Annotated in this window: 7 protein-coding genes and 1 pseudogene; 2 read left to right on the top strand and 6 right to left on the bottom strand. The window is 60.3% G+C overall.

What is annotated here, in order from left to right:
• Nucleotides 1-76: 76 nt before the first annotated feature.
• From AC1D1P_RS12630 to AC1D1P_RS12615, 4 genes are all read right to left on the bottom strand, one after another.
• Nucleotides 77-619, bottom strand: a complete 543-nt coding sequence (locus tag AC1D1P_RS12630; protein WP_477673217.1) for a GrpB family protein — start codon at nt 617-619, stop codon at nt 77-79.
• Between the two features lie 197 nt (nt 620-816).
• Nucleotides 817-1299, bottom strand: coding sequence for a thioredoxin domain-containing protein (locus AC1D1P_RS12625; RefSeq protein ID WP_477673216.1), 483 nt, complete (start codon nt 1297-1299; stop codon nt 817-819).
• Nucleotides 1296-2030, bottom strand: coding sequence for an alpha/beta fold hydrolase (locus AC1D1P_RS12620; RefSeq protein WP_477673215.1), 735 nt, complete (start codon nt 2028-2030; stop codon nt 1296-1298). Before AC1D1P_RS12620 ends, AC1D1P_RS12625 begins: the two co-directional genes overlap by 4 nt.
• A gap of 30 nt (nt 2031-2060) precedes the next feature.
• Nucleotides 2061-3293 carry a CaiB/BaiF CoA transferase family protein gene (locus AC1D1P_RS12615; RefSeq protein ID WP_477673214.1) on the bottom strand — a complete coding sequence of 411 codons (1233 nt, stop codon included), beginning with the start codon at nt 3291-3293 and terminating at the stop codon, nt 2061-2063.
• Nucleotides 3294-3642: 349 nt separating this feature from the next.
• On the opposite strand from AC1D1P_RS12615, the gene AC1D1P_RS12610 reads away from it, so the two are divergent.
• Together AC1D1P_RS12610 and AC1D1P_RS12605 are read left to right on the top strand one after the other, a co-directional pair.
• Nucleotides 3643-3936, top strand: a complete 294-nt coding sequence (locus AC1D1P_RS12610; RefSeq protein WP_477673213.1) for a hypothetical protein — start codon at nt 3643-3645, stop codon at nt 3934-3936.
• 99 nt (nt 3937-4035) lie between these two features.
• A pseudogene (locus tag AC1D1P_RS12605) lies at nt 4036-4293 on the top strand (IS21 family transposase); the annotation flags it as partial.
• 172 nt (nt 4294-4465) lie between these two features.
• Here AC1D1P_RS12605 and cynS read toward each other — a convergent pair.
• Together cynS and AC1D1P_RS12595 are read right to left on the bottom strand one after the other, a co-directional pair.
• On the bottom strand, nt 4466-4909 hold the full coding sequence (cynS, locus tag AC1D1P_RS12600) for a cyanase (protein WP_477673212.1): 444 nt from the start codon (nt 4907-4909) through the stop codon (nt 4466-4468).
• Between the two features lie 46 nt (nt 4910-4955).
• Nucleotides 4956-5759, bottom strand: coding sequence for an ABC transporter ATP-binding protein (locus tag AC1D1P_RS12595; RefSeq protein WP_477673218.1), 804 nt, complete (start codon nt 5757-5759; stop codon nt 4956-4958).
• Nucleotides 5760-5772: the final 13 nt, after the last annotated feature.

Below are 5772 nucleotides of genomic sequence, written 5' to 3'. Positions count from 1 at the left end.
TGCCAAGCGTGAATAGGGCGTTCAGTACAGGTCTAGCGGGTTGATTCAGCGGCTTAATAGTAGGAAGCAGGGAGGCTCAGCCTTCGCTGGCCGCCTGCACAAACGCGGCTTTGGCATCGGTATAAGCCTCGCGGTCACCCGGGTGCCGTGCCGCCAGTTCCGCCTTGAGCGCGGCATAGCGCGCCGCCAGCGCAGGGTCCGAACGCAGGGCGTCGCGAAAACGCAGGCGCTGCGCCCACACCTCGCCGCCGTGCACCACCAGATGCAAGTGATGCGTGCGCCGCCCGCGCGCCCAGCGCATGAACCACTTACGGTCGGTCAGCGAGGCGTTGAATTCAGYGGAGGTCGTGTAACCGTTGGCGCACAGCGGCGCCGAAAGCGCCTCGGCCGCCGCCATGGATTCCACACCGGCCAGCATGTCGATCACCGGTTTGGCCGCCAGGCCGGGCACGGCTGTGCTGCCGATGTGCTGGATGTCGATCAGGCGGGCCGGCAGCTGAGGGGAGAGCGCAAGCAGGCGGTCCCGCTCAGCCACAAACTGCAGGGGCCAGGCCGGGTTATAGGCCTGCAAGACCACTTCTTCATAGATAGCGGCGAGCAGCGATTCCTCGTCAGTCATGCGGGTGACGGCTGGCAGATGGTTGTGCGGGGGCGAAAAACGCTGCGCGGCACGCCAGAATCGTTTGTGGGGCCATTTTTAGGGCGTTTTTGAGCATGAAAAAGGCCTTCAGCCCAATAAGAACGGGCGCGAGCAGCTACCAAAACAATAGCAAGCAGAAAACCCCACGCCTGCGAATTTGGCGGCCCGCATTTCATTCACCTGAGCGCCAGCACAGCTTTGCGCGCCTGTGCCAGCCGCTCTTCCAGGTAGGCGCCGTAAAAGTCGGTAGATGCCAGGCCGACCAGCCGTTCCGCCAGGTCTTGCCCGGCCGGGCCCAGAAACAGCACTGTGGGGGTGAAGCCGGCCTTCCATGCCGCAACCTGGGCGGCGGCTGTCGTCACCTGGCCGTCAAAGCCGGTCAACGGTGTCGTGCGGTCGCTGATGTTGAGCTGCCAGGCGTGCAGGTTGCCATCGCGTTGCCCTGGCAGCAGGTAGTTGCGCCGCACCAGCTCGCAGAATGGGCAGCCGGGCAGGCTGACCAACAGCACGAGTGGTTCATTTTTGGCGAAGGCGATTCCAGCGGCCGCCGGCAAAGATGCAGGCACAGGCAAGGCCGTGTCTTTGGCCAGCGCGAGCTGGGGCACGACCAGCCCGGCTGCCAGCATGGCTGTGAACTGGCGGCGGCCCATCGGGCTCATTCAGCGCTTTCCAGCAAAATCTTTGTCAGCGCAGCGGGCTCGCTGATCATGGGGTCATGGCCGGTTTTGATTTCCACCACGCGCGAATTCGGCAGCCACGCGCCGTCCCAGAATTTCGGGTCTTTCACGCGCAGCCGGCTGGGTTCGATGGTGGCTAGGGCGGGCTGCGTGCAGTTGACGAAAGTGCGCGGCACGGCGGCTACGCGCTGCATGTCAAAGTGCAGCGGTGCCTGGTAGGTGTTGCCGGGGTGCGGCGTCTGTCGGCGCTTGACCCATTCGCGGTCGGCATCGTGCAGGCCGAACACCTCCGGGTCGGGCGCCGGAAAGCTGAAGCTGGGTGAAGCCTGCGCCGCCGCCATGCGCTGCTGCTGCGTGGCGCTGGCCTGTGTGCTGCTCCAGCTCTCGCCGGGTTTGGGCACCACCGCATCCACATACACCAGATGCTTGATGCGGTCGGGCATGCGGTCAGTGACAGCCGTGCCGATCATGCCGGCATAGGAATGCACCGCGAGCGTCACCTCATGCAGCTCTTCCGCCTCGATCAGGTTGATCACGTCGTTGATGTGCGTGTCGAGGTTGATCGTGGGTGAAAGCAAATGGGCGCGCTCGCCCAGGCCGGTCAGTGTCGGYGTGAACACCTTGTGGTGGTCCAGCTGCAGCGCCTGCGCCACGCGCCGCCAGCACCAGCCGCCATGCCACGCGCCGTGGACCAGAACGAAATTGTGTTTCATTGCGTCACCTCCTTGTTAAAGGTTGCTGCATCAAATGATCTTGCCACTCTTCAGTTCAGATAGCTGGGCGTCCGAATAGTTCAGCACACTGCGCAGCACCTCTTCGGTATGCTGGCCCAGCAGTGGCGGCGGCAGGTCGGTGCGCACCGGCGTCGCGCTCATGCGGATAGGGCTGGAGACCAGCTTCAAATCATCCTTCACCGGATGCTTCCACTCGGTCACCATCTTGCGCGCCTCGATCTGCGGGTCTGCAAACACCTCTGCCAGGCTGTTGATGGCGCCGCAAGGCACTTTTGCCGCCTCCAGCGCACCCAGCCAGTCGGCCTTGCTGCGCGTTTTCATCACCGCTTCCAGAATCGGCACCAGTTGGCCGCGGTTCTGCACGCGGTCGCGGTTCTTCGCAAAAAGCGGGTTGGTCGCCAGCTCCGGAATGTTGGCCACGGCGCAAAACTTCGCATACTGCGAGTCATTGCCCACCGCCAGAATCAAATGGTCCTTGGTTCCGTCTGCGGCCGGTGCCACTTCAAACACCTGGTAAGGCACGATGTTCTGATGCGCATTGCCCGCCCGGCCCGGCGCCTTGCCGCTGACTAAATAGTTGGCGCCCAGATTGGCCAACATGGCCACTTGCGTGTCCAGCAGCGCCATGTCGACCTGCTGGCCCTCGCCGGTTTTCTCGGCATGGCGCAGCGCGGCCAGTATCGCCACCGTCGCATACATGCCCGTCATCAAGTCCGCCACCGCCACACCCACCTTCTGCGGCCCGCCCCCCAGGTCGTCGCGCTCGCCGGTCACACTCATCAGCCCGCCCATGCCCTGGATCGCGTAGTCATACCCCGCACGGTCGGCATAAGGCCCGTTCTGGCCAAAGCCCGTGACTGAGCAATACACGAGGCGCGGATTGATGGCTTTGAGCGACGCATAGTCCAGCCCATAGCGCGCCATGTCGCCCACCTTGAAGTTCTCGACAAACACGTCGCAATGCGCGGCCAGCTCACGCACCAGCGCCTGGCCCGCAGGCTGCGCGATGTCACAGGTGACAGAGCGCTTGTTGCGGTTCGTGCCCAGGTAATACGCCGCCTCGGTATCCGCGCCCTGCGAATCCTTCAAAAACGGGGGGCCCCAGGTGCGCGTGTCGTCGCCCGTGCCGGGGCGTTCAATCTTGATGACATCGGCGCCCAGGTCGGCCAGGGTCTGGGTACACCAGGGGCCTGCGAGTACGCGGGAGAGGTCTAGGATGCGGATGCCGGATAGGGAGTTCATGTGTGGCATTTTGCCTTTACATCGGAGCGATGGGCGATGTAGGCGCGCCCAGATCGTCGGCGACTTTGTCGAATTCAATCTCCCTGCGTGCTTTTTTCTAGTGGGGTTGATGTAATCTGCTGTTTCTCACGAAGAATTTCAGAAACCCAAGGCCATGCTATTCCGCGGTTTTGTTGGACATATCAAAGTTAGAACGCAGAATAGGCCTTCATGAAATGCGTTTCAACCCGTCATCACAACGGACTGCCTGAGGTAGCCGCTGAATCTCAACGTTAGGCGACACCCAATGAGGACACTCAGCTTCGATGCAAGCTTCCTTTGCAACTCGAAATTGCGGCAGGAGAAGATCGTGGAGACTGACCGACCGCTGATAGATCGTTACTGGGACGATACGGAGTCCAATAAGGAGCGCTTGACCAAATTCGGCCAATGGGTGGTTAACGAAGACAAGAGCGTGATATTGAGGGCTATGGGAGGCGGCTCATTTGAAATCCCCGAGATGTATGACCTTGTCTACAAGGAAACCAAAGTCCATCTGGAGTGCGGCGGAGGTGGTGATCGCGCCAAGATATCCGTAAATAAGCCTGATGGTAGTTGCGACATAACGATCTTCGTAAGCCACATTCGGATTCCACCTTGTTGAATTCCGTCGAAATCTGACCCACTTAGCGCAGTAATTTCCATCCAAAACTGACCCACGTAGGCACTACCCTGCTTGTTTTAAAAGCAGGGGAAATTAGGAGTGATAGACGTGGCGACATTGAATGTCATCAGGCGATGGGCATTGCGGGATCAGATGTCCATCCGCGAGATCTCAAGGCGTACAGGCCTGGCTCGCAACACAGTGAAGAAGCACCTGCGATCGGAAGAGAGCGAGCCTAGCTACCAAAGGCGGGCAACCCCTAGCAAGCTCGATCCCTACGCCGAGAAGCTGGCCACCTGGCTAGTGATCGAGGCAACAAAATCGCGGAAACAGCGGCGCACTTTGAGGCAGATCCACACAAGGAGAAGATAAAGAACTTATCCACATCGTGAGCACGTTCTGCTCACAAAGAGTGTGGGTCAATATTCGATGGAAAACTCGGGTCAGACTTCAGTGCAATTCAACAGGCCATTGGCACGAAGTAGGTCGTAGCGACAACGATCCGGCCTCTCCGCAGCGCTAGCTGATATCAATACGTTTTGTACGGCAAGAACTTCCCAGACAACACCACATTCACCCGGTCACCCTTGGGATCCGGCTGGCGGACGATGTCCATGCTGAAGTCGATCGCGCTCATGATGCCGTCGCCGAATTCTTCGTGGATCAACTCCTTGATCGTGGTGCCGTAGACGCTGACGATTTCGTACCAGCGGTAGATCAGTGGGTCGGTGGGGATGGGTGTGGGCAGTGAGCCTTTGTAGGGAACGACCTGCAGCCACTTTTGTTCTTCGGCCGTGAGGCCAAAAATCTTGCCGATGACTTTGGCTTGCTTGGCGTCAAAGGTCATCTGGCCCAGGCAGCCGGCAGTGACCCATTCCTTGCTGAGGCCCACCTTCTTGGCGACGGACTCCCAGGTGAGGCCTTTGCTGACTTTGACGGTAATAATTTTTTCGGTGATGTCATTGCGGTTCATGGTTTGCTCCTGTATGTGAGATGGGTGAAGTGAAAAGCGGGAATAGTCAATGCGCCCTGGCGCGGGTGACGAGGAAATCGACGATGTGGTTGCGCAGGTCGTAGTAACCGGGCAGGTGATGCAGGCCGGCGCGGGTACGCTCGCGGGGCAGCGGGTTGATGACTTCTTCTGCGATGCGGCCCGGTGCGTAGACACCATCGTTGTCGGTGCCGTTGCTCATCAGCAGGATGCGGTCGGCCAGCAGGATGGCTTCGTCCACGTCGTGGGTGATCATGAAGACGGTTTGCTGCGTCTCGCGCACGATGGCCATGAGTTCGTCCTGGATGGTGCCGCGCGTCAGCGCGTCGAGTGCGCCGAAGGGTTCGTCGAGCAGCAGCATCTTGGGCTGGATGGCAAAGGCGCGTGCGATGCCTACGCGTTGCTTCATGCCGCCTGAGAGCTGCGACGTTTTTTTGTCGATGGCGGGTGTCAGGCCCACCATGGCAACGAACTTTTCCACATGCGCATTGACTTGTGCCGAAGTCCAATCGGCCCAGCGTGACACCACCGCAAACGCGATGTTCTTGCGCACGGTGAGCCAGGGCATGAGTGCATGGCTCTGGAACACCACGCCGCGCTCCAGGCTGGGGCCGCCTATCTCGCGGTTTTCCATGAAGATATGGCCGGCGGTGGCGCTGTCCAGCCCGGCCAGCACATTAAGGATGGTGGTCTTGCCGCAGCCCGAGTGGCCGATGATGCAGACGAACTCGCCTTTGCTGATGCTGAAAGACACGTCGGCAAACACCGGCCGTGCGGGCAGGGTGGTGCTGAAGTCTTTGCTCAGCCCTTCGATCTTGAGAAATCCCTGCATGCTGTGTTCCTTC

The organism is Polaromonas sp. P1_E1_2 (assembly GCF_056406035.1).
This window is presented reverse-complemented; position numbering and strand designations above follow the sequence as displayed.